The organism is Mesorhizobium sp. INR15 (assembly GCF_015500075.1).
Classification (GTDB): domain Bacteria; phylum Pseudomonadota; class Alphaproteobacteria; order Rhizobiales; family Rhizobiaceae; genus Mesorhizobium.
The window spans coordinates 3,520,391-3,540,642 of record NZ_CP045496.1 but is presented as its reverse complement, the minus strand read 5'-3'; the positions used below and the strand labels follow the sequence as shown (position 1 = coordinate 3,540,642).

22 protein-coding genes are annotated in these 20,252 nt (G+C 62.7%); 8 read left to right on the top strand and 14 right to left on the bottom strand.

Annotated elements, in window-relative coordinates; translation table 11 throughout:
* Together GA829_RS17260 and GA829_RS17255 are read left to right on the top strand one after the other, a co-directional pair.
* Positions 1-399, top strand: a complete 399-nt coding sequence (locus GA829_RS17260) for a VOC family protein (RefSeq protein ID WP_195173920.1) — start codon at positions 1-3, stop codon at positions 397-399.
* 157 nt (positions 400-556) lie between these two features.
* A complete protein-coding gene (locus GA829_RS17255; protein ID WP_195173919.1) occupies positions 557-922 on the top strand; it encodes a VanZ family protein in 366 nt (121 codons plus the stop codon).
* A gap of 25 nt (positions 923-947) precedes the next feature.
* On the opposite strand, the gene GA829_RS17250 is transcribed toward GA829_RS17255, so the two are convergent.
* The 3 genes from GA829_RS17250 to GA829_RS17240 are packed head-to-tail and all read right to left on the bottom strand — an operon-like array spanning position 948 to position 2,182.
* A complete protein-coding gene (locus GA829_RS17250) occupies positions 948-1,163 on the bottom strand; it encodes a DUF4287 domain-containing protein (RefSeq protein WP_195173918.1) in 216 nt (71 codons plus the stop codon).
* 45 nt (positions 1,164-1,208) lie between these two features.
* On the bottom strand, positions 1,209-1,604 hold the full coding sequence (locus GA829_RS17245) for a VOC family protein (RefSeq protein ID WP_195173917.1): 396 nt from the start codon (positions 1,602-1,604) through the stop codon (positions 1,209-1,211).
* The gene (locus tag GA829_RS17240) at positions 1,604-2,182 is read right to left on the bottom strand and encodes a TetR/AcrR family transcriptional regulator (protein ID WP_195173916.1); all 579 of its coding nucleotides are present in this window, start codon (positions 2,180-2,182) and stop codon (positions 1,604-1,606) included. Before GA829_RS17240 ends, GA829_RS17245 begins: the two co-directional genes overlap by 1 nt.
* A 173-nt stretch (positions 2,183-2,355) precedes the next feature.
* On the opposite strand from GA829_RS17240, the gene GA829_RS17235 reads away from it, so the two are divergent.
* Positions 2,356-2,922 (top strand): methyltransferase family protein, encoded by a 567-nt coding sequence (locus GA829_RS17235; protein WP_195173915.1) that lies wholly within the window; start codon positions 2,356-2,358, stop codon positions 2,920-2,922.
* A gap of 17 nt (positions 2,923-2,939) precedes the next feature.
* On the opposite strand, the gene GA829_RS17230 is transcribed toward GA829_RS17235, so the two are convergent.
* The 4 genes from GA829_RS17230 to ettA all read right to left on the bottom strand — a co-directional run bounded on the left by GA829_RS17230 (position 2,940) and on the right by ettA (position 7,097).
* Positions 2,940-4,061, bottom strand: coding sequence for a beta-ketoacyl-ACP synthase III (locus GA829_RS17230; protein ID WP_195173914.1), 1,122 nt, complete (start codon positions 4,059-4,061; stop codon positions 2,940-2,942).
* A gap of 130 nt (positions 4,062-4,191) precedes the next feature.
* The gene (locus GA829_RS17225; RefSeq protein ID WP_258051634.1) at positions 4,192-4,530 is read right to left on the bottom strand and encodes a hypothetical protein; all 339 of its coding nucleotides are present in this window, start codon (positions 4,528-4,530) and stop codon (positions 4,192-4,194) included.
* A gap of 104 nt (positions 4,531-4,634) precedes the next feature.
* Positions 4,635-5,402 (bottom strand): trans-aconitate 2-methyltransferase, encoded by a 768-nt coding sequence (gene tam, locus GA829_RS17220; RefSeq protein ID WP_195173913.1) that lies wholly within the window; start codon positions 5,400-5,402, stop codon positions 4,635-4,637.
* 45 nt (positions 5,403-5,447) lie between these two features.
* The gene (gene ettA, locus GA829_RS17215) at positions 5,448-7,097 is read right to left on the bottom strand and encodes an energy-dependent translational throttle protein EttA (protein ID WP_195173912.1); all 1,650 of its coding nucleotides are present in this window, start codon (positions 7,095-7,097) and stop codon (positions 5,448-5,450) included.
* A gap of 243 nt (positions 7,098-7,340) precedes the next feature.
* On the opposite strand from ettA, the gene GA829_RS17210 reads away from it, so the two are divergent.
* Positions 7,341-8,627 carry a GGDEF domain-containing protein gene (locus tag GA829_RS17210; protein WP_195173911.1) on the top strand — a complete coding sequence of 429 codons (1,287 nt, stop codon included), beginning with the start codon at positions 7,341-7,343 and terminating at the stop codon, positions 8,625-8,627.
* Between the two features lie 52 nt (positions 8,628-8,679).
* Here the strand turns inward: GA829_RS17210 and GA829_RS17205 are convergent, their stop codons facing one another.
* Together GA829_RS17205 and GA829_RS17200 are read right to left on the bottom strand one after the other, a co-directional pair.
* Positions 8,680-9,291, bottom strand: a complete 612-nt coding sequence (locus tag GA829_RS17205) for a hypothetical protein (RefSeq protein WP_195173910.1) — start codon at positions 9,289-9,291, stop codon at positions 8,680-8,682.
* A gap of 71 nt (positions 9,292-9,362) precedes the next feature.
* The gene (locus GA829_RS17200) at positions 9,363-10,376 is read right to left on the bottom strand and encodes a ribonuclease T2 family protein (RefSeq protein ID WP_195173909.1); all 1,014 of its coding nucleotides are present in this window, start codon (positions 10,374-10,376) and stop codon (positions 9,363-9,365) included.
* A 190-nt stretch (positions 10,377-10,566) separates the two neighbouring features.
* Here GA829_RS17200 and GA829_RS17195 point away from each other — a divergent pair, with 190 nt between their 5' ends.
* The 3 genes from GA829_RS17195 (at position 10,567) to GA829_RS17185 (ending at position 14,430) form a co-directional block, all read left to right on the top strand.
* The gene (locus GA829_RS17195; protein ID WP_195173908.1) at positions 10,567-11,499 is read left to right on the top strand and encodes an alpha/beta fold hydrolase; all 933 of its coding nucleotides are present in this window, start codon (positions 10,567-10,569) and stop codon (positions 11,497-11,499) included.
* 109 nt (positions 11,500-11,608) lie between these two features.
* On the top strand, positions 11,609-12,784 hold the full coding sequence (locus GA829_RS17190) for a CaiB/BaiF CoA transferase family protein (RefSeq protein ID WP_195179703.1): 1,176 nt from the start codon (positions 11,609-11,611) through the stop codon (positions 12,782-12,784).
* Positions 12,781-14,430 carry a thiamine pyrophosphate-binding protein gene (locus tag GA829_RS17185; RefSeq protein ID WP_195173907.1) on the top strand — a complete coding sequence of 550 codons (1,650 nt, stop codon included), beginning with the start codon at positions 12,781-12,783 and terminating at the stop codon, positions 14,428-14,430. The genes GA829_RS17190 and GA829_RS17185 overlap by 4 nt, the downstream gene beginning before the upstream one ends.
* Before the next feature lie 53 nt (positions 14,431-14,483).
* Here the strand turns inward: GA829_RS17185 and GA829_RS17180 are convergent, their stop codons facing one another.
* Positions 14,484-14,927: a CHRD domain-containing protein gene (locus tag GA829_RS17180; protein WP_195173906.1), complete on the bottom strand. Its 444-nt coding sequence runs from the start codon at positions 14,925-14,927 to the stop codon at positions 14,484-14,486.
* A gap of 170 nt (positions 14,928-15,097) precedes the next feature.
* On the bottom strand, positions 15,098-16,381 hold the full coding sequence (locus GA829_RS17175) for a cystathionine gamma-synthase family protein (RefSeq protein ID WP_195173905.1): 1,284 nt from the start codon (positions 16,379-16,381) through the stop codon (positions 15,098-15,100).
* A gap of 121 nt (positions 16,382-16,502) precedes the next feature.
* Here GA829_RS17175 and GA829_RS17170 point away from each other — a divergent pair, with 121 nt between their 5' ends.
* On the top strand, positions 16,503-16,961 hold the full coding sequence (locus GA829_RS17170) for an Lrp/AsnC family transcriptional regulator (protein ID WP_195173904.1): 459 nt from the start codon (positions 16,503-16,505) through the stop codon (positions 16,959-16,961).
* Positions 16,962-17,010: 49 nt separating this feature from the next.
* Here GA829_RS17170 and GA829_RS17165 read toward each other — a convergent pair whose 3' ends face one another.
* Genes GA829_RS17165 through GA829_RS17155 form a run of 3 tightly spaced genes read right to left on the bottom strand, consistent with a single transcriptional unit; the run spans position 17,011 to position 20,054 of the window.
* Positions 17,011-17,982 carry an ABC transporter substrate-binding protein gene (locus tag GA829_RS17165; RefSeq protein ID WP_195173903.1) on the bottom strand — a complete coding sequence of 324 codons (972 nt, stop codon included), beginning with the start codon at positions 17,980-17,982 and terminating at the stop codon, positions 17,011-17,013.
* A 42-nt stretch (positions 17,983-18,024) separates the two neighbouring features.
* Entirely contained in the window at positions 18,025-19,179 is a 1,155-nt protein-coding gene (locus GA829_RS17160; RefSeq protein ID WP_195173902.1) for an ABC transporter permease, read from the bottom strand.
* Positions 19,176-20,054, bottom strand: a complete 879-nt coding sequence (locus GA829_RS17155) for an ABC transporter permease (RefSeq protein WP_195173901.1) — start codon at positions 20,052-20,054, stop codon at positions 19,176-19,178. Before GA829_RS17155 ends, GA829_RS17160 begins: the two co-directional genes overlap by 4 nt.
* Positions 20,055-20,252: the final 198 nt, after the last annotated feature.

Sequence of the window (20,252 nt, the reverse complement as noted above, 5' to 3'; positions counted from 1 at the left end):
ATGCGGCTCTCCCCTTCACTGTTCTACACCACGAATTGCGAGCCCGCCCTGGCCTTCTACGAACAGTGCGGCCTTGGCCGGGCGACGATCCTGCTGCGCTGGGGCGACAACAACATGCCGGTGCGCACCGAAACCATGCGCGCGAAAATCATGCATGCCCGCTTCGAGGGGCCGGGCGTGCTGTTTCACGCCTCCGACAATGATGATGCGGAGCCGATGAAAGGCTCCGCCATGATGCTGGAATTCGATGATCTCGGTCGGATGCGGCGGCCTTTCACCCGCATGTCCGAGGGCGGCCGGGTCACCGTACCCCTGGCGCGGCAAGTCTGGGGAACCAGCTTCGGCATGCTGGTCGACGCCTTCGGGGTACAATGGATGTTCAGCTGTTCTAACGAATGAGCAAATGGTGCGTGACCGCGGACGCCGGCCATTTGCGAGGGATCGGCTCATCACACTTGCTTGAATTCGCCATCCGTTCCGTGGTCATGCCGTCATAAACCCGGCCATTGAAGACGCTGGTCATTGTTTCGCCGACTTGTTCGCCTTACGAGCGGTAATGACGTCCATTTCGCGCATTGCCGCCCTTGTATTGCTCGCCGTGATTGTCTTCGCGACGCTGTCGCCGATTCAATTGCGGCCCCACTTGGGCGATCCGAATTTCGAACGCGCCCTCGCCTATGTCCTGTTCGGCATTGCGTTGGGCCTTGGTTTTCCCAACCGCCTTGCCGGCACTCTTGGCTTTGTCGTCGTCGTGGCCGCGGCCCTGGAGTTCATGCAGGTCTTCGATCCAGGTCGGCATGCGCGCATTTCAGACGGCTCGCTGAAGGCTCTGGCAGGCATCCTTGGAGTGGTCGTCGTTCACGTCGGCCTTCAGCTGGCCAGCCGCTATTGGCCGCGCCGCGCGGCATTGCCGGCGGAATGAGATCCTGACGTCTTAGGCCACCAGGCTAATTGCCCTCAAGCAGGGCATCCCTGATCGCATGCGCCATGAACATGGCGTGCCCGTGCCCCAGGCCAAAATCCTGCTTGAGCCATGCGATCCGCACGCCCGGCTTGATCGTGGGGTCGCCAAGGCCCTTTGCGACAGCCAGGGCCACGAAATCCTTGGTCGTCTTTCCCGTCTTCTTCTCGATTCCAGGCAGGTAGTTCAGGTCGAGTGGCATGGAAGCTCTCTCCGTTTGTGATGCAGCAGCGGGACGTCTGAACGATCAATACCCGGGCTTGGGGCTCGTGATCGACCAGATGACACCGAACGGATCGACCAGCCGTCCAAAGCCGCCGTGAGACATCTGCTGCCAGGGCGTCACGACACGGCAACCCGCGGATTTGCCTCTCGCCATCCAATCACTGCCGTCAGGCACCTCGAGATGCAGTGCGATGCTGGGAGTTGGCTGGAAGGCCGCCATCGGCTCCATGCTGAAATCCGTCAGGAAGACCGGACCGCCATTGATCCGTACTTCCGCGTGGCGCAAGTGGCCATTTTCTTCATATGCCGCGATCTGTTCGGCGCCAAAGGCGCGGCCCCAGATCTCGATCGCTTCACGCGCGCGGCCAGCAAGAGACAGATAAGGCACAACGCCGGTCGGTTCCTGAGTGTCGGTCATCATCCTGGTTCCTTCAATCGCAGTTCGAGATAGTGTCTCAGGTGGCCGAGGCTGCTCCGGGCGCCCTGGGTGCCGGCTTCGGCCTTGGCAATCAGCAGCGACCCCTGAATGGTCGCCTCGATATGTATCGCAAGGTCATGGGCCTCGTCGGCGCCGAGCGCCGCCGCCAGATCCTCTTCCAGCATCGCCGCCTGCGCCAGCAGCGATGCCGCGCTGTCGGCCGCAAGCTCCGGATGCGTGTCGTGCACCTCTTGCAGCACGGTACCGACGTAGCAGGCATAGGTTGCCACCGGGCCGGCGAGCAGCGAGATGCGGAAGTCGACATAGGCCAGCACCCTCGCCGCGGGGCTGTCCGGATTTCGATGACCCGACCCCGCGAAGACCGTTTCCGACTGGGCGGCCCAGTAGATGGCGGCGGCGCGCGCGCATGCTTCCTTGGTCGCGAAATGGTGAAAGAAGCTGCCTTTCGTCACCCCAGCGGCTGCCGCAATGTCATCGACGCGGGTGGCCGCGTAACCCTTGACCCGGATTACGTCGATCGCCGCCGAAAGAAGCCGATCCCTGCTGTTCTCTTCCATGTCACCATACTCGTCGGTATGGCAGGCACCATACCGACGAGTATGGCCCTGTCAACCGGCGCTTCGAAATAGCCCTGCCGAAGTCGCGACGATCCGATCACGATTTTCTGAACACGCCGCCGCATTGCCGCCGCGCCGCGCCGGTCTCATGGTGCCACAGGAGGGCCACCATCATGCGTCCCGGCACAGTGATTGTTCTGCTTTGGCTGATCTGGGTTGTGACCTGGGCCGCCGCCGCCTTCTGGGCCGACCGGGCCGCAAAGCGCGCCGGGGCTCGGGCAGAGGCGCCTTACCGGGCGGTGCTGGTGCTTGGCACTATCCTGTTCTTCATTCCAGCCCACAACTATGTCGGATGGCTTCGCCTGTGGACGCCGAACTTGGCCGAAGCCTGGATCTGCGTCGCGCTCATCGCTGTCGGTTTCGCCTTCTGCTGGTGGGCGCGCGTGCATCTTGGCCGGCTGTGGTCGGGCACGGTAACGGCCAAGGCCGAACATCATGTCGTCGACACCGGTCCCTATGCGCTGGTCAGGCACCCGATCTACACCGGGTTGCTCTTGGCCATCCTTGCCACCATGGCGGCGAAAGGCACGGTCTGGGGCGTTGCCGGCGCTATCCTGCTGACCATTGGTATCTTCATGAAGGCCAAGCTGGAGGAGCGCTTCCTGCGCAGCGAGCTCGGAACCCCTTATGACGACTACGCCAGGCGCGTCCCAATGCTGGTGCCCTTCGCGCCAGCCTGACGCGCAGCAACTTGCGCTCAGAGCATTCTCAGCAAGGCGCCGCCTATGGAATACCCCGCGCCAAAGGCACATAGCAGGCCGAAATCGCCCGGCTTCATATCGGCATGGTTCTCCGACAGGGCAATGATGGCGCCCGCGCCCGCGGTATTGCCCAGCCGCTCCAGCACCATCGGTGCGCGATCGTGGTCAACCTCGTGGCCGAACGATAGTTTCAGGATCATCGCATTCATGCGCGCATTGGCCTGATGCAGCCAGAAACGCCGGACCGCCTGCGGCGTCAGCCCGTGCTCGGCGAGGAATTCGACAATGAATTTGTGACCCGCGACAGTGACTTCCTTGAACACCTTGTTGCCGACCTGCTTGATCAGGTTGCCTTCCAGCTTGATCATGTAGGGATCGTCCTGGGCGGTGCGGGTGTGGTAGCCGAGATTGGTACGGATGTTGTTCGACATCTGCGTCCAGATGCGTGTGTCCAGCACCTCGAAGCGTCCAGGCCGCCTTTCGCCTTGGGAGAGCCCCTCGACGACCATCGACACCGATGCATCGCCGAAGATGAAATGCGTCTGCCGGTCGCGGAAATTGAGGTGGCCGGTGATGATCTCCGGCGTCGTCACCAGCACCCGTTTGTGCGCGCCCGAGCGCACCAGGTTGACCGCCATGTGCAGTGCCGCCGCCGCCGAAGAGCAGCCGAGCCCCATGTCGAAGCCTGCCCCCCTGGTGCCCAATGCCTCCTGCATTTCAATGGCGATGGCTGGATAGGGTCTCTGCTGGTGCGAGGACGAGCAGATAATCAGATCGATATCGGACGGCTTGAGACCTGCGTGGTCGAGCGCCTTCCTCGCCGAGGCGATGCCGAACTCGGCCTGCAGCGAAAGAGCGTCATCCGGCCGCGCCGGAATGCGCGGCGCCATCCGCGTCGGATCGAGAATGCCTTCGCGCTCGATCACATGGCGTGTCTGCACGCCTGAGGCGTGGAGGATGAAAGCGCTGTCCGATTTCTGCAGCAGCGGTTCGACCGTCTCCGCGCGCCGCGCGTTCTCCATGTCGACCCAGGTGTTGAAGCTGGCGACCAATTCTTCGTTGGTGATTTTGGGCTCAGGGATTTCAACGCCGATGCCACTGATGATGACGCGATGCATTTTCAGTCTGTCCCATGCGCAGGCGTTGCGATTTCATGTGGGCGCCGAAACGCTCCGGCGCAACCGTTTTCTCACCAGGTCGGTTTACGCCGCCTTAAGCCAAAAGTTTACGCCCCGCGTGAACCCGGCCTCACCAGGCGCAAAGCTTGGTGTTGGTCTGCGGATTGTTCCAGCAGGCGCCATCATCGCGGCTGCGCACGAACTGCCCCGGCAGCGGTACGTTGCGGCTGCCGAGATTGACGAAGCCATAGGCGAAACCCGGCCCGTCGATCTCCAGGACATAGGACGGGTAGCCCGGCGCTGAAATGCGGAAGCTGCCGGCATCATCGATGCTGCGGTAATTGCATGGGTAATAGCCGTCATCCGTGCTGAAGCATCGCGCCCGCTTGGCCTCGGCCGTCATCGAGAAGGCCAGCAAGGCCGCCGTGCTTACGCCGACGCCGAAAATCAGCTTCTTCAGTACCATCATCCACCCCCAGCCATCAGCAATTGATCGTGATCCAAAGCCATGAAATGCGCATGGTGGTGAAACCGGGTCAAGCATCGGTGATCGGCGCCGCCCAACGTGGCTAATCAGGCCCGCTTGGCGACGATGAAAATGCGGGGGAAGCGCAGAAGCACTTTGCCGTTGGCTGTCTTTGGGTAGGCCTTGGCGATCCTGGCCGTGTAGCTGTCCAGGAACAGCTTTCGCTCGTCCGGGTCGAGCGGATCAAGGAAGGGCTTCAGCCCTGTCGCCTTAACCCATTCGACGATCGCTTCGGCATCGGCCAGCGGGTGATTGTAGGCGGTGTGCCAGATATCGAGCCGGTCGCAGAGCGGCGACAAAAGATCATAGTAGAACGACACCGGCGGCAGTGGTCCGCGCGCCGCACCTTTCAGTTTTGCCGCGAACGGCATCTCCGATGCGGTCTCGCGCATCGTCTGATGCGAGGCCTCGCCAAGATTGTCGGGCATCTGGATGGCAAGCGCGCCGCCCGGCGCCAGACACCCCATCAGCCGCTGGAACACCTGCGGATGGTCAGGCAGCCATTGGAAGACCGCGTTGGCGAAGATCACGTCGACGGGTTCCGCCGGCTCCCATCTGGAGGCGTCGGCAAGGTCAAAGGTGACATCCGGCAGGCGCGCCCTCGCCTTCTCGATCATGTCGGGCGACGTGTCGAAGCCGCTCACCCGTGCATTCGGCCAGCGCTCGACCAGAAGCTCGGTCGAATTGCCCGGCCCGCAGCCGATGTCGACGACGCGGCGCGGAAAATCCACCGGCACTTGCGCGACGAGATCGCGCGCGGGCCGCGTGCGCTCATCCTCGAATTTCAGATATTGGGCGGCGGACCAATCAGCCATTTCAGCTCCTCATATCAGTTGAGAATTCGCCGCCCTGGAAACCCCCTACCGCGTCAGCCTCTTGTAGGTCATGCGGTGCGGGTTGACGGCATCGGGGCCGAGACGGCGGATCTTGTCCTGCTCGTAATCCTCGAAGTTGCCCTCGAACCATTCGACGTGGCTGTCGCCCTCGAAGGCGAGAATGTGCGTCGCCAGACGATCGAGGAACATACGATCGTGGGAGATGATGACAGCGCAGCCGCCGAAGTTTTCCAGCGCGTCTTCAAGTGCGGCCAGCGTTTCCGTATCCAGATCGTTGGTCGGTTCGTCAAGCAGCAGCACATTGCCGCCGGTCTTGAGCATCTTGGCCAGGTGGACGCGGTTGCGCTGACCGCCGGACAGGTTGCCGACCTTCTGCTGCTGGTCGCCGCCACGGAAGTTGAACGAGGCGCAGTAGGCGCGGGTGTTAGCTTCGAACTTGCCAAGCTTGACCACTTCGGCGCCGCCGGAAATCTCCTCCCAGACAGTCTTTGACGGATCGAGCGCATCGCGGCTCTGGTCGACATAACCGAGCTTCACCGTCTCGCCGACGCGGACGGAACCCGCATCCGGCTTTTCCTGGCCGGTGATCATGCGGAAAAGCGTCGTCTTGCCGGCGCCGTTCGGGCCGATGACGCCGACAATGCCGCCGGGCGGCAGTTTGAATTCCAGGCCATCGATCAGCAACGTATCGCCAAAGCCCTTCGACAGGCCTTCAGCCTCGATCACCACATTGCCGAGCCGTTCGCCATGCGGGATGACGATCTGCGTATCGCTCGGGCGCCGCTTGTCGGCGGCATCCAAGAGATCCTGGAACGCCTGGATACGCGCCTTGGACTTGGTCTGGCGGGCCTTCGGGCTGGACTGGATCCACTCGCGCTCGCGGCCGATGGCGCGCTGGCGGGCGTCGTCCTCGCGGCCTTCCTGCTTGAGGCGCTTGGCCTTGGCTTCGAGATACTTGGTGTAATTGCCCTCGTAGGGAATGCCGCGGCCACGGTCGAGTTCAAGAATCCAGCCGGTGACATTGTCGAGGAAGTAGCGATCGTGGGTGATAATCATCACGGCGCCCGGATAGGCGCGCAGATGCTTTTCCAGCCACGCCGTCGTTTCGGCGTCAAGATGGTTGGTCGGTTCGTCGAGCAGCAGAAGATCCGGCTGGCGCAGCAGGAGCTGGCAGAGAGCAACGCGGCGGCGCTCGCCGCCCGACAGCTTGGTGACTTCGGAATCCTTGGGCGGACAGCCCAGCGCTTCCATCGCCATCTCGACCTGCTGTTCGAGATCCCACAGGTTCAGCCGGTCCATCTCGTCCTGGAGCTTGGCCGACTCATCGGCCGTCTCGTCGGAATAATTCATCATCAATTCGTTGTAGCGTTCGATGACGGCGGTCTTGGCGGCGACGCCTTCCATGATGTTTTCGAACACGGTCTTGGCCGGATCGAGCGCCGGCTCCTGTGCCAGGTAGCCAACGGTGGCGCCTTCAGCCAGCCACGCTTCGCCGTTCCACTCCTTGTCGAGCCCGGCCATGATCTTGAGGATCGTCGACTTGCCCGAGCCGTTGGGGCCGAGGATGCCGATCTTGGCGTCGGGGTAGAAGGAGAGATGGACGTTCTCAAGCACCTTCTTGGTGCCATAGGCCTTGTTGAGGCCGGCCATGTGATAGATGAACTGGCGTGCCACGCGCGCTTTCCTTGATCAGAATGAATGGAAGTTGCGCGCTATGTAGGCGATGCGGCGCCGAACGGCAATCGCTTTTGGCGCCTTGAAGCTTTCGCCGGGCTGGAAGCACCCTCTGAGCCGTCGAAGTTTTCCACAAAGGGTGAAACGGAAGAAAGCAGCGGTTAACCCTTCCGCGTCAGAACGGTATCAGGGGTGGGGATTCGCGGGCGACCGCGGCTTCGAACAAAGATCGGATCGACGGCATTGCTGAACGCTTTCCTGCTGCTTGCCGAAGCTGTTCTCTATTTCGGCGTCATGGTCACGCTTTTCCGCTTCAGGAGCCGCATAGGGCTCGGCGTCTTCGTCTGCGCGCTCGGCGTTATGCATTTCCTCGAAACCTATCTCGCCAGCGTGTTTTACGTCGCCTTGCCGTTCGGCATGGTTTCGCCGGGTTCGGCCGTGCTGTTTTCCGGCAAGCTGGTGATGCTTCTGCTGCTCTACATCAAGGAAGACGCCGCAACCGTGCGCCAGCCGCTCTATGGCCTGCTGCTGGGCAACGCGCTGATGATCGGGCTGGTGCTTCTGTTGCGCCTGCACGCCATCGCGCCACTGCCCGACGGCAGGCTGCCCGATATCGGCTTCATCGATGAGATGGGCTGGCTGATGGTCTGGGGCACGACGCTGCTGTTCGTCGACACCATCCTGATCATCCTGCTTTACGAGAAGCTCGGAAAATATCTCCGCAAAGCGCAGTTCACGCGCGTCCTCATCTGCGTCGCCTGCGTGCTCACCTTCGACCAGGCCGGCTTCTTCACCGCGCTGCATTTCGTCGCCGGCGCGCCGATTGGTGTGTTCTTCGGCGGCTGGTTCGCCAAGATGGGCGCCGCACTGGCCTTCAGCACCATGCTTGTCGCCTATCTCCGCTGGTTCGAGGTACGGCAGGTCCAGGCGCCGCGCGGCCTCTCCGACATTTTCGACACGCTGACCTATCGCGAACGCTACGAAGCCCTGGTCGAGCATGTCGGCCGCGACGGCTTGACCGGCCTGCTGCACCGGGGGCGTTTTGACAGCGATGGCGAAGCCGCTGTTCAAGCGAGCCTGCGCACAGCCAAGCCGCTCAGCCTGCTGATCATCGATGTCGATCATTTCAAGTCGATCAACGACCGCTTCGGCCATGCCGAAGGCGACAAGGTGCTTAAGGCTGTCGCGGGCCTGCTTGGCGATCTGGCAAGCGTCGAAGACCAGGTGTTCCGCATCGGCGGCGAGGAATTCGCCATCCTCAGCTCCCGCCCGCACACGGTCGCCAGGCTGTTTGGCGAAAGCATCCGCTACGCGGTCAAGGCTTCCACCAACACCAGCCGCTTCGACCTGACGGTCAGCGCCGGTGTCTCCTCGGTCAGCGAGAGCACAACCAGCCTTGGCGATCTCTTCGCGCTTGCCGACCAGCGGCTTTACAAGGCGAAGTCGACCGGACGCGACCGCGTTGTTGGCGAACCCGGCAGCAACGACGCCGACACGTCAGTCGCCTGGACCAAATCCGCGCAGATCTAGGGCATGATCCCATTCCGATACCCTCGGGACAGGCTCTAGGCGCAAGTGGCTGCTACGACTTCCCCTGCCGCCGAATGCCGGTGATGGTGGAAACGGCCATCAGCGCGATCGCCAGCCATTTCAGCGTGGTGATGATCGGCCCCGCCTGGATGTCATAGGCGATGAACAACAATATGCCTGGCACCAGCAAGCCGCACATGATCAGCATGATGCGGTTGATCTGCCAGGAGACTTTCGCCGCCAGAGGCCCGTCCTCGGGCGCGCTTGCAAGGGCCGCACGAAGTGTCTTGCCGCCTACCATCATGGCTGACAGGCGCATCGAGATCGGCAGCCCAAGCCCGATGATCAGGAAGGCGCAGGCCGCCAGAAGCAGCGAGAATTTCAGCGCACTCGTCTCAGCCGGTATTGGAAACAGCGCCGTCGCCAGGGGCAGGAAAACACCGAAAATGCCGGCGGCGGCAATGGCGATGAAGATCGCCGCGTTGACGAAGGTGAATATCTGATAGGTGCCGGCGCCGATTGGCGCGGACAGCGTGCGCATGCGCGCCCACTCCGCCTCCGTATAGGAAAAGCCTGGCCACTCCATGCGGGCGTCGTTGATCGACACCATGCCCTTGGCCCAGAAAGCCAGCCGCGCCAGTGCGCCACCTGTCACGTCCGCCATCGCCATTCCCCCGCCAGATGATGTGGAGCCCACCATAACACCGCGCCGCGCTGAAACGACAGCCCGGCTGTTTACTGGAAACCTATGGCGTCGACGGTGCCGGTCGGACAGCCGGCCTTGTTGGTCGGTACCGAGGCCAGCAACAGGTCCTTGAGCGTGCTGTTGGGACCGATCGGACCGGAGAGGCCGAGCGTCAACTCGCCGATCAGCCGCCTGCCGTTCGAAGGATCGATGACGCAGGAAACGCGAACCCGGTCCCCTGCTCCGGCGCCAAAAGCCTGATCGAAGGCACCGCGAATCTGGTCCGCCGTCAGCTTGCCGCCGATGTTCTTGGCAAAGAGATCGCGCACGGGCGAAGCATTGACCGCTCGCATCAGGTTGAGCGCGTCGGAAAAATACTCCTGCTGGCTCTTGCCGTAGCAGGTGCCGTGCTTGATCCACTCATGCCGCTCGAGTTTCGACGCAGTGCCCGGCATCACCTGGTCGAGTTCCGAACGCGTCGCCGCTTCCAGGTTGACCGGCGGCAGGTCTTGCCAGTGGGCGGGGTTGTCGTTGGCCTTGTCGCCGGACGCGACCTGGCAATAGAAATTGCCGTTCGGCTGCGGCCACAGCCCGTGCAAGGTGAAATGCGTCGCGTCGAACTCGTTCGGGCTCTGCGCCTTGCATTCCGTCTTGCTCGACTTGGTCTCGCAGAAGGCCGGTTGCCAGCTTAGCGCGAAGACATATTCGGGTTTTCCCGAAGCCGACGCTGGCGGCTTGCCTTGACCGCTAGGCGCTGCCGGCACTGTCGCGGCGCTGCCACCGGCGACATGGCCACAGCTGACCTTGACCCAGCGGCGCTCCGGATCGGCACCCGGCACCAGGACGAGATAGTGCGTCGGCGCGTCCTTGTTGCCTGCCAGCAGCTCGTAGCTCTTGCCGGCATCGGTCGAGACGTTGCCAGGGTTCTTGCCGTTCTTGATCGCCTGCGTCGCCGGACAGGCGGCATCGGCGACGAAAGAACCGCTCATCTTGACGTCCGCATGCGCGGCCCCCGTCATCAACGTCGCCAAAAGAGCCAACCCGAAAGCAAGGCCTGTACGCATCTGATATCCCCGGCTGAAAAATTGCACTGACAGACTGCCCCTGTCTCCGTGTCAGAATTGCGATATTTCACCGGTGGAATGCAAGAAACATCGTCGCGGAAAAGCAGGCGAGGCGGATTGACCCAAAACCGGCGCCGGCGCAAACAAACAGGCGCCGCGAAGGCGAGCCAGGGGTGGAGACCGAGCGGCCATGTCATTCAGCCAACAGCGCATGGTCCGGTCGCCGACCGGCGCGGACCTCAATCTGTTCATCAAACAGGCCGGAGGCGCCGCCCGCGCGGTCGTCCAGATCAATCATGGGTTGGCCGAGCACGCGGCGCGTTACGGCCGTTTTGCTGATTTCCTGGCTGAGCGCGGCTGTCACGTCTATGTCCACGACCATCGCGGCCATGGCGCCACCAAGGCGCCTGATGCGCCGCTTGGCAAGTTCGCCGACAAGGACGGCCCTGCCAAGGTGATCGCCGATGTCGCAACCATCCATGATCTCATCGCCAAGGAGCAGCCGGGCCTGCCGGTGATCCTGTTCGGCCATTCGATGGGTGCGTCCGTGGCGCTCAACTTCCTCCTGGCGCATTCGCCGCGCGTCCACGCCGCGGCCATCTGGAACGGCGATTTCTCCCAGGGCCTGCTCGGCCAACTGGCATTGGCCATCCTGGCCTGGGAGCGGATGCGCCTGGGCTCGGACGTACCATCTCGACTGCTGCCGAAACTCACCTTCCAGGCCTGGGGCAAGGCGGTGCCCAACCACCGCACCCTGTTCGACTGGCTGTCGCGCGACGAAGCGGAGGTGGCGAAATACATCGCCGATCCGCTATGCGGCTGGGACGCCTCGATCTCGATGTGGCGCGATGTTGTCGGGATGGCGCTGAATGGCGGCAGGAACGCCGGCTTTGCCGCCGTGCGGCGCGACATCGCCGTCAGCGTGGTCGGCGGCGAGAAAGACCCCGCCTCCAATTACGGCAAGGGCATCGCCCACCTCGCTGGCCGCATGCGCGCGATGGGCTTTTCGAATCTGGTTTCAAAGGTCTACGCCGGCACCCGCCATGAAAGCTTGAACGAGGTCAACCGCGACATCATCATGGATGAATTCGCGGCTTGGGCCGACACAGTGCTGAAACGCTAGGATTGGCCCATCGCAAGAGCCGTGACAGCGGCCCAAGGTGTTGATAGAGGCTGCGGTTCCGACCAATTCTGGTGATCTCATGTCTGAATCGGCAATGTCTGGATCGGCGATGGCCCTACCTCCGCTGAAAGGCGTCCGCGTCATCGAACTTGCCCGCATCCTGGCCGGGCCCTGGGCCGGCCAATTGCTTGCCGATCTTGGCGCCGATGTCATCAAGGTCGAAAGCCCCGATGGTGGCGATGACACCCGCAAATGGGGTCCACCCTTCGTCATGAGCCATGACGGCGAGAACCTGTCGGCCGCCTATTACCATTCCTGCAATCGCGGCAAGCGCTCGATCGCCGTCGATTTCTCGACGCCTGAGGGCGCGGAAACGGTGCGCCGTCTGGTGGCGACGTCGGATGTGCTGATCGAGAACTTCAAGCTCGGTGGCCTGAAAAAATACGGGCTCGACTATGACAGCCTGCGCAAGACCAACCCCCGCCTTGTCTATTGCTCGATCACCGGTTTCGGCCAGGACGGCCCCTACGCGCCGCGCGCCGGCTATGATTTCATCATCCAGGCCATGGCCGGCATGATGTCGATTACCGGCGAGGTTGGCCGAGAGCCACAAAAGGCCGGCGTCGCCATCTCCGACATTTTTACCGGCCTCTATTCGGTCATCGCCATCCAGGCAGCGCTGCGCCACGCCGAACAGACCGGCCAGGGCCAGCATGTCGACATGGCGCTTTTCGACAGCCAGATCTCGGCGCTCGGCAACCAGAACCTCAACTATCTCGTCTCCGGCAAGTCGCCGGTGCAGATGGGCAATGCGCATATGAACATCGCGCCCTACGAGGTCGTGCCGGTCAGGGACGGCCACATCATCCTGGCGGTCGGCAATGACGGCCAGTTCACCAAATTCTGTGCCGCTGTCGGATTGGACGCGTTGTCGTCGAACCCCGACTTCGCCACCAACCCGGCTCGGGTCGCCAACCGGGTCAGGTTGCGCGAACACATGATCGAGGCGCTGAAAACGCTGGACCGCGACCCGCTGCTGGCCAAACTGGAAGCGGCCAGCGTGCCGGCGGGCCCGATCAACACGATCGGCCAGATGTTCGCTGATCCTCAGACCATCGCGCGTGGCATGCGCCTCGATCTTGACGACGGCCACGGCAATCTCTTGCCGTCGGTGCGCGCGCCGATGGTCATGTCCGGCACGCCGCTCGTCTATGAGCGCCCCTCGCCGCGCCTGGGCGAGCACACGCAGGAAATTCTTGCCGAACTGGAGAAGTCAGGACAATGAAGACCGGCGGACAACTGATCGTCGACGCGCTCGAAACCAATGGCACCGACCGCATCTATTGCGTGCCCGGTGAATCCTATCTCGCGGTGCTCGACGCGCTGCACGATTCGCCGATCCGCACCATCGTCTGCCGCCAGGAGGGTGGTGCCGCGATGATGGCCGACTGCCATGGCCGGCTGACCGGCAAGCCCGGCATATGCTTTGTCACCCGAGGCCCCGGCGCCACCAACGCCTCGGCCGGCATCCACATAGCCATGCAGGACTCCATTCCCGTCATCCTGTTCATCGGCCAGGTCGCCAGCCACGCCAAGGAACGCGAGGCATTCCAGGAAGTGGATTACAAGAGGTTCTTCGGCGACATCGCCAAATGGGTGGTCGAGATCGACGATGCCTCGCGCATCCCAGAATTCGTCACTCGCGCGTTCACGGTCGCCACGTCAGGCCGCCCCGGTCCGGTGGTCATCTCGTTGCCGGAAGACATGCTGACCAGTGTCGTCGAGGCGCCAGCCGCCTTGCCTTATACACCGGTCGAAACCAGTCCCGGTGAAGCCGATCTGGATGCCCTGGAGGCGCTGCTGGCCAAGGCCAAGCGGCCCTTCGTCATTCTCGGCGGTACGCGTTGGGATGCCGGGGCGGTGGCACAGGTGCGGACGATCGCGGAAGCTTGGTCGCTGCCGGTCGGCTGTTCCTTCCGCCGCCAGATGCTGTTCGATCATCTGCATCCGAACTATGCTGGCGATGTCGGCATCGGTATCAACCCGAAGCTGGCGACAGCGATCAAACAGGCCGACCTTGTCCTGCTGATCGGCGGCCGCATGGGCGAAATGCCGTCCTCCGACTATTCGCTGCTCAAGAGCCCCTACCCCGACCAGACGCTGGTGCATGTCCATGCCGATGCCGGCGAGCTCGGCCGCGTCTACCGGCCGACACTGGCGGTCAACGCTTCGCCTGCCGCCTTCGTGCGAGCCTTCGCCAACAGGAAAGGACCGGCATCACCGGTCTGGGCCGGCGAGACGGAACGCCTGCACGCCGCCTATCTCGACTGGTCGACGCCGCCGGAAGCCGGGCCTGGCTCCGTGCAGATGGGGCCGATCATGAACTATCTCGAAAAGGTGTTGCCCGATGACGCCATCCTGACCAATGGCGCCGGCAACTACGCCACCTGGGTGCATCGCTTTCACCGCTTCCGCCGTTTCGCCACACAAGGCGCGCCAACGTCAGGCTCGATGGGTTACGGCACCCCTGCGGCGGTTGCCGCGAAAGGCCTGTTTCCGGAGCGTACCGTAGTTGCCTTCGCCGGCGACGGATGCTTCCTGATGAACGGCCAGGAATTCGCCACCGCCGTGCAATATGGCCTGCCGATCATCGTGATCGTCGTCAACAACGGCATCTACGGCACCATCCGCATGCATCAGGAGCGGGAATATCCCGGCCGCGTCGTCGGCACGGATCTGCAAAACCCCGACTTCGCCGCTCTGGCCCGCGCCTATGGCGGCCATGGCGAAACGGTCGAGAAGACGGCCGATTTCGCCCCCGCCTTCGAGCGGGCGCGTGCAAGCGGCAAGCCGTCGATCGTGGAGATCAGGCTCGACCCCGAGGCCATAACGCCGACCCGGACGATGACCCAAATCCGCGATAAGGCCTGAACGGGAATCCGACAGGACAGACAAGGTGCTGTCCAGCCGGCCGCCAACGCTGCCTACATCGCCTTTTCGATTTGGCCGCGTATTTCGCCGTCCTTGTTGGCCGCTGTATGGATGTTGACGTAATATTTGCCGGCCATCAGGTCGGCTGCCTGCGCGTCGGTCAGCACCGCTGAGCCCTTGATCGGGCTGTCGAGCCCGCCCTTGAACGGGATCACCACCCCGGCGTTTGCACCTTTTGCAGCCGGTCCGTGGATATGCCCAGCCGCCGCAGGTCCGCTGAGGCCGGAATACTCGACCGTCCAGCTCAGCTTCTTGGTGTCAGTGTCGAAACCGAGATCGGCGGTGCCTTTCGCTGTCGACGTCACCGGCGGGTTCTGCTGGCCGCCGTCGAGCGTTGCCGTCATCTTCACCATGTCGGCAAAGGCAGGCGAAGCAAACAGGATGGCAGCCGATACGGCCAGCGCCGAGAGCGCCGGTGAAAGAGATTGGATGCGCATTGAAACCTCCGTTGTGGTGATGACACCCACGCAAGCCTTGTCCAGCGCCACGGGATGTACCGGTACAACGAATGCGCAGGCCGATGTTTCCCGCCCACCGCCGCTTAATTTGCGCTCGAGAAAAGGGGCGGTCACCCGCCCCCTTTCAGATTTGCCGCAAGGGGCAAGCGTTAGGCGCCCGCCAGCGCTTGCGTCAGGTCGGCGATCAGATCGTCAGCATGCTCGACGCCAATCGACAGCCTCACCGTTGTCTCCAGCACGCCGATGCGCTGGCGCACCTCGATGGGAATGCCTGAATGGGTCATGGCCGCCGGGTGGCTGGCCAGAGATTCCGTGCCGCCAAGGCTCACCGCCAACTTGAAGATCTGCAGCCCGTTGAGGAAGGCGAAAGCCGCCTTCTCTCCACCCCTTATATCGAACGAGAATGTCGAGCCGGCGCCGCTGCATTGCGCCCTGTAGACGCGGGCCGCTTGCGTATCCTCGCCAAGGAACGGCAGGTAGTGCACCTTCTCGACCTTGGCATGGTCACGCAGGAATTCGGCGACAAGACGCGCGTTGTCATTGGCCCGCTCCATGCGGATCGCCAGCGTTTCCAGCGAGCGGCCGAGCATCCAGCAGGAATGCGGGTCGAGCTGTGTGCCGATCGCGCCGCGCAACGCCTTGATCGGCTTGGTGAACGCTTTGCTGCCCATCACCGCACCGGCGATCAGATCGGAATGGCCGCCGACATATTTGGTCAGCGAATACAGCGAAACATCGGCGCCATGTTCGATGGGCCGCTGAAACACCGGACCGAGCAGCGTGTTGTCGCAGACAATGATCGGCGTCATGCCTTGCCGGACGCCGATTTCATCGGCGATCTTTCGCATCAGCGCGATGTCGACAAGGCTGTTGGTCGGATTTGCGGGTGTTTCGACCAGGATGACCGACAGGCGCCCTTTCGCCATTGCCGCTTCGGCAGCCGCGCGCACCGCCGCCTCATCGACGCCGTCCACGAAACCGACCGCGCCAATGCCAAGGCCGGCCAGCGTGCGGGTCAGAAGCATCTCGGTGCCGCCGTAGAGCGGCTGCGAATGCAGGACAACGTCACCCGGGCGTGCATAGGCAAGCAGCGTCGTCGCGATCGCCGACATGCCGGACGAGAACAGGATGCAGGCATCCGTGCCCTCGTAGATCGCCAGCCGGTCCTCCACGATCTCGCTGTTGGGGTGGTTGAAGCGCGAATAGACCAGGCCGGATGCCGTTCCGCTCGGCGGCTCCTTGCGGCCGGAAGCGTAGTCGAAGAAATCGCGCCCCTCTTCCGCTGACTTGAACACGAAGGTCGAGGTGAGGAACACCGGCGGCTTGACCGCCCCTTCCGAAAGCTGCGGGTCGAAACCATAGCTCAGCATCAGCGTCTCCGGATGGAGCTTGTGGTTGCCGATATGGGTTTTCGAAGGGCGTGGTGCGGTCATGGCTTTTCCTGCTTCATGAGAGTATCGCGCGGCAATTTATGCGATCCCCATCACGCAGTCCTTGCTATTTCCGGACTTCCATGGCTGCACTCTCGCTATAAATTGCCGGAAGAGACCAAAAGTGCAGCAGAAGATAGCCGACGACTTCGACCGCAAGATCCTGCGTGAACTGCAGGCCGATGCGCGCATCACCAACAACGAACTGGCCGAACGCATCGGCCTCTCGCCATCACCTTGCTTGCGGCGGGTGCGGCGGCTGGAAGAAGCCGGTGTTATCAGGGGCTACACCACGCTGGTCGACCCCGCGGCCTTCGGCTGGAGCATGGTCGCGATCGCCACCATCCGCCTCGGCCGTCAGAACGAGGACGAGATCGTCATGTTCGAGGACGCGATCCGTGGCTGGGAGGAAGTGCTGGAGTGCCACCTCGTCACCGGTTCGCGCGACTATGTGCTGAAGGTGGTGACCGGCAGCCTCGAACAATACGAGCGCTTCATCAAGGAAAAGATCGCGCGGCTGAAATGCGTCGCGTCGATCGAGACCAGCTTCGTCATGAACACCATAAAGGAACGGCGCCTCTGACACTTGGTCGGAGGCGCCGTTTTCAACATCGAACTGTAGCCTGAGAGGCCTACTTGATCGCCTTGTCGGTGATGGCGGTCGTGTAGGCGCCGGTCGGCTCCTTGGTGATGATCTTCTGGTCGAGCAGCGCCTTGGCGGTACGCTCGTAGGTCGCCGGATCGAGCTTGCCGTCGGCATTGTCGACCAGCTTGGCAACTTCGCTCATCATGCGCTTCTGGTGGTTCTCGTCCTGGCCACCGCCGTCCATGACGATGCCTGCCGCCTCGTCATTGTGATCGACGGCATATTTCCAGCCCTTCATCGAGGCGCGCACGAAACGCACCATCTTGTCCTCGAAAGCTGGGTCCTTGAGCTTGTCTTCCGAAGCATAGAGCCCGTCCTCGAGCAGATCGTTGCCCATCGCCGAGTAGTTGAACACGGTCAGCTGTTCCGGCTTGTAGCCGGCGTCGATCAGCTGCCAATACTCGTTGTAGGTCATGACCGAGATGCAATCCGCCTGCTTCTGGATCAGCGGCTGCACGTCAAAGCTCTGCTTCAGCACGGTGACGCCGTCGGCGCCGCCTTCGGTCTTCAGGCCAAGCTTGTTCATCCAGGCATAGAACGGATATTCGTTGCCGAAGAACCAGACGCCCAACGTGTGACCCTTGAAGTCGGCTTCGGTCTTGATCGGGCCGTCCTTCGGGCAAACCAGCTCCATGCCGGCCTTCTTGAACGGCTGGGCGATGTTGACCAGCGGCACGCCTTTTTCGCGGGCGGCGAGCGCACCGCCCATCCAGTCGACGATGACATCGGCGCCACCGCCGGCAATCACCTGCTCCGGCGCGATATCGGGACCGCCCGGCTTGATGTCGACGTCGAGGCCTTCGGCCTCATAGAAGCCCTTGGCCTTGGCAACATAATAGCCGGCAAACTGGGCCTGCGTGACCCATTTCAGCTGCAACGTCACCTTGTCGGCCGCCATTGCCTGGAACGCGGCCAGCGACATCGCGCCGGCCAGAACGGGAATAATCAGTTTTTTCATCTTTTTTACCCTCTGAAGTTAGCACCCTAAAACCCACCGCCCCTATCCACCACGGACAGAGGGATGCCAAAACGTGGCTGCTCTTTCGAAGAGCGCGACCACGCCATAAAAGACCGAACCCGCAAGTGCTGCAACTGCGATTTCGGCCCAGACCATGTCGATGTTCATCCGCCCGACTTCCGTCGAAATGCGGAATCCCATGCCGACAACAGGCGTGCCGAAGAACTCGGCAACGATGGCGCCGATCAGGGCCAGCGTCGAATTGATCTTCAGCGCGTTGAAAATGAAGGGGGCCGCCGCCGGCAGCCGGAGCTTGAACAGCGTCTGCCAGTAGCTCGATGCATAGGTGCGCATCAGGTCGCGCTCCATGTGCCCGGAGGCGGCAAGACCGGCCACCGTGTTCACCAGCATCGGGAAGAAGGTCATGATGATGACCACCGCCGCCTTGGACTGCCAGTCGAAGCCGAACCACATGACCATGATCGGCGCGACACCGATGATCGGCAGCGCCGAGACCATGTTGCCGATCGGCAAAAGCCCGCGCCGCAGGAACGGCACACGGTCAGCGAGAACAGCCGTGACGAAGCCGGCGCCGCTGCCCACGACATAGCCGAAGATGACCGCCTTGAAGATCGTCTGCCGCACGTCGGCGGCGAGCACCGGCAGCGAATTGGCGATGCGCACGCCAATGGCACTTGGCGGGGGCAGCAGGATAAAGGGAACGCCCGCCCCTCGCGTCACCGCTTCCCAGATGATCAGGATCCAGGCGCCGAAGATGGCGGGGATGATCAGGCGCAAGCCTGTCCGCGCCCATTTCGCCATCGGCCGCAACGACGACAGCACCGCCACGCAGCGCCAGCCGAGCAGCCAGGCAGCCGTCAGCAGCAGGAAATACGGCGCCAGCGCGGTCCCTTCGAAACCTGCAATCCCCGATATCAGCATCCAGGCAACGATGTGGGCGCCGGCAAACAGCACCAGGGCTTCGGCGGCTGCCGGTATCCTGACCATCGAGATCAACGCCGCCACCACGGCGAGGCCGAGCATCAGCCCCTTGGTTCCGAGATACGGATAGTTGAAACTGGCTGTCGGGTCGGCAAGCGCGGCGGCTTCCGGTTTCGACATGGCGCCAAGCGCGACCGCGACCAGGCACAGCGCGATGGCCAGTACCGCTTGCCAGGATGGTTTCAGCCAGGTCATGCCGGCCTCCCGCCCATGGCGCGGTCGACGAGGCGGCCGGCAATGCCGACCACCATGACCAGCAGGGCCGCCACCACCGAGCCGGCGACCAGCGCTGACCAGATATCGATGGACTGGCTGTAATAAGCACCCGCCAGAAGCTTGGCGCCGATGCCGGCGACCGCGCCGGTCGGCAATTCGCCGACAATGGCGCCGACAAGGCTCGCCGCCACAGCAACCTTCATCGAGGTGAACAGGAACGGCACCGAAGCCGGCACGCGCAATTTCCAGAAAGTCTGCATGCGGCTGGCATTGTAGGTGTGCATCAGGTCGAGATGCATGATCTCTGGCGAACGCAGGCCCTTCACCATGCCGACAGTCACCGGGAAGAATGACAGATAGGTCGATATCATCGCCTTCGGGATCAGGCCGGTGACGCCGATAGCAGCCAGCACGACAATGATCATCGGCGCCACCGCCAGGATCGGAATGGTCTGCGAAGCAATGATCCAAGGCATCAGGCTGCGGTCAAGCGTCGCTACGTGCACGATGCCGACAGCAATGACGATGCCGAGCGCCGTGCCGAAAGCGAAGCCAAGCAGCGTCGACGACAGCGTTATCCAGGCATTGTAGACGAGGCTGCGGTTCGAGGTGATCGGCCGCAGGAATGTATTCTCGAAGAAATTCACCGCCACCTGGTGCGGCGCCGGCAGTGTCGGCTTCGGCTGCGACAGCGTCTTTCCGACGAGTTCGCTGAACGTGGACGTCTCGTTGGCACGACGGTCGAGATCGCGCTGGAACGGCGCGTTGAGAATGACGGCGAAAACATACCAGAGCACCACCACGCCCGCGAGGATCGAGGTGACGGGGACGAGCTTGTCGCGGAAGCTATCCATGGAGTTGCCCTCGCGGGCCACGCGCCTTCGTCATCCTAGGGCGAAGCAAGGAGCGAAGCGACGCGGCGCAGGCCCTAGGATCCATGCCGTCACCTGCACGCTCCGCGACGGTGCCCGACAAGGCTCTCTCCGCCTCGCTCCGCCCAATGGGCATCCTAAAACGCTTGTACCCTTCGACCGACGTCACGGCATGGATCC

Excerpts from the sequence above, each read along its gene's own strand:
- GA829_RS17260 (WP_195173920.1), top strand. The coding sequence starts at position 1 with ATGCGGCTCTCCCCTTCACTGTTCTACACCACGAATTGCGAGCCCGCC.
- GA829_RS17205 (WP_195173910.1), bottom strand. The coding sequence starts at position 9,291 with ATGGCGGACGTGACAGGTGGCGCACTGGCGCGGCTGGCTTTCTGGGCC.
- GA829_RS17165 (WP_195173903.1), bottom strand. The coding sequence starts at position 17,982 with ATGAAAAAACTGATTATTCCCGTTCTGGCCGGCGCGATGTCGCTGGCC.
- GA829_RS17255 (WP_195173919.1), top strand. The coding sequence starts at position 557 with ATGACGTCCATTTCGCGCATTGCCGCCCTTGTATTGCTCGCCGTGATT.
- GA829_RS17155 (WP_195173901.1), bottom strand. The coding sequence starts at position 20,054 with ATGGATAGCTTCCGCGACAAGCTCGTCCCCGTCACCTCGATCCTCGCG.
- GA829_RS17185 (WP_195173907.1), top strand. The coding sequence starts at position 12,781 with ATGAAGACCGGCGGACAACTGATCGTCGACGCGCTCGAAACCAATGGC.
- GA829_RS17245 (WP_195173917.1), bottom strand. The coding sequence starts at position 1,604 with ATGACCGACACTCAGGAACCGACCGGCGTTGTGCCTTATCTGTCTCTT.
- GA829_RS17225 (WP_258051634.1), bottom strand. The coding sequence starts at position 4,530 with ATGATGGTACTGAAGAAGCTGATTTTCGGCGTCGGCGTAAGCACGGCG.
- GA829_RS17160 (WP_195173902.1), bottom strand. The coding sequence starts at position 19,179 with ATGACCTGGCTGAAACCATCCTGGCAAGCGGTACTGGCCATCGCGCTG.
- GA829_RS17180 (WP_195173906.1), bottom strand. The coding sequence starts at position 14,927 with ATGCGCATCCAATCTCTTTCACCGGCGCTCTCGGCGCTGGCCGTATCG.
- GA829_RS17190 (WP_195179703.1), top strand. The coding sequence starts at position 11,609 with ATGGCCCTACCTCCGCTGAAAGGCGTCCGCGTCATCGAACTTGCCCGC.
- GA829_RS17230 (WP_195173914.1), bottom strand. The coding sequence starts at position 4,061 with ATGCATCGCGTCATCATCAGTGGCATCGGCGTTGAAATCCCTGAGCCC.
- GA829_RS17200 (WP_195173909.1), bottom strand. The coding sequence starts at position 10,376 with ATGCGTACAGGCCTTGCTTTCGGGTTGGCTCTTTTGGCGACGTTGATG.
- GA829_RS17195 (WP_195173908.1), top strand. The coding sequence starts at position 10,567 with ATGTCATTCAGCCAACAGCGCATGGTCCGGTCGCCGACCGGCGCGGAC.
- GA829_RS17235 (WP_195173915.1), top strand. The coding sequence starts at position 2,356 with ATGCGTCCCGGCACAGTGATTGTTCTGCTTTGGCTGATCTGGGTTGTG.
- GA829_RS17250 (WP_195173918.1), bottom strand. The coding sequence starts at position 1,163 with ATGCCACTCGACCTGAACTACCTGCCTGGAATCGAGAAGAAGACGGGA.
- GA829_RS17240 (WP_195173916.1), bottom strand. The coding sequence starts at position 2,182 with ATGGAAGAGAACAGCAGGGATCGGCTTCTTTCGGCGGCGATCGACGTA.
- GA829_RS17175 (WP_195173905.1), bottom strand. The coding sequence starts at position 16,381 with ATGACCGCACCACGCCCTTCGAAAACCCATATCGGCAACCACAAGCTC.
- tam (WP_195173913.1), bottom strand. The coding sequence starts at position 5,402 with ATGGCTGATTGGTCCGCCGCCCAATATCTGAAATTCGAGGATGAGCGC.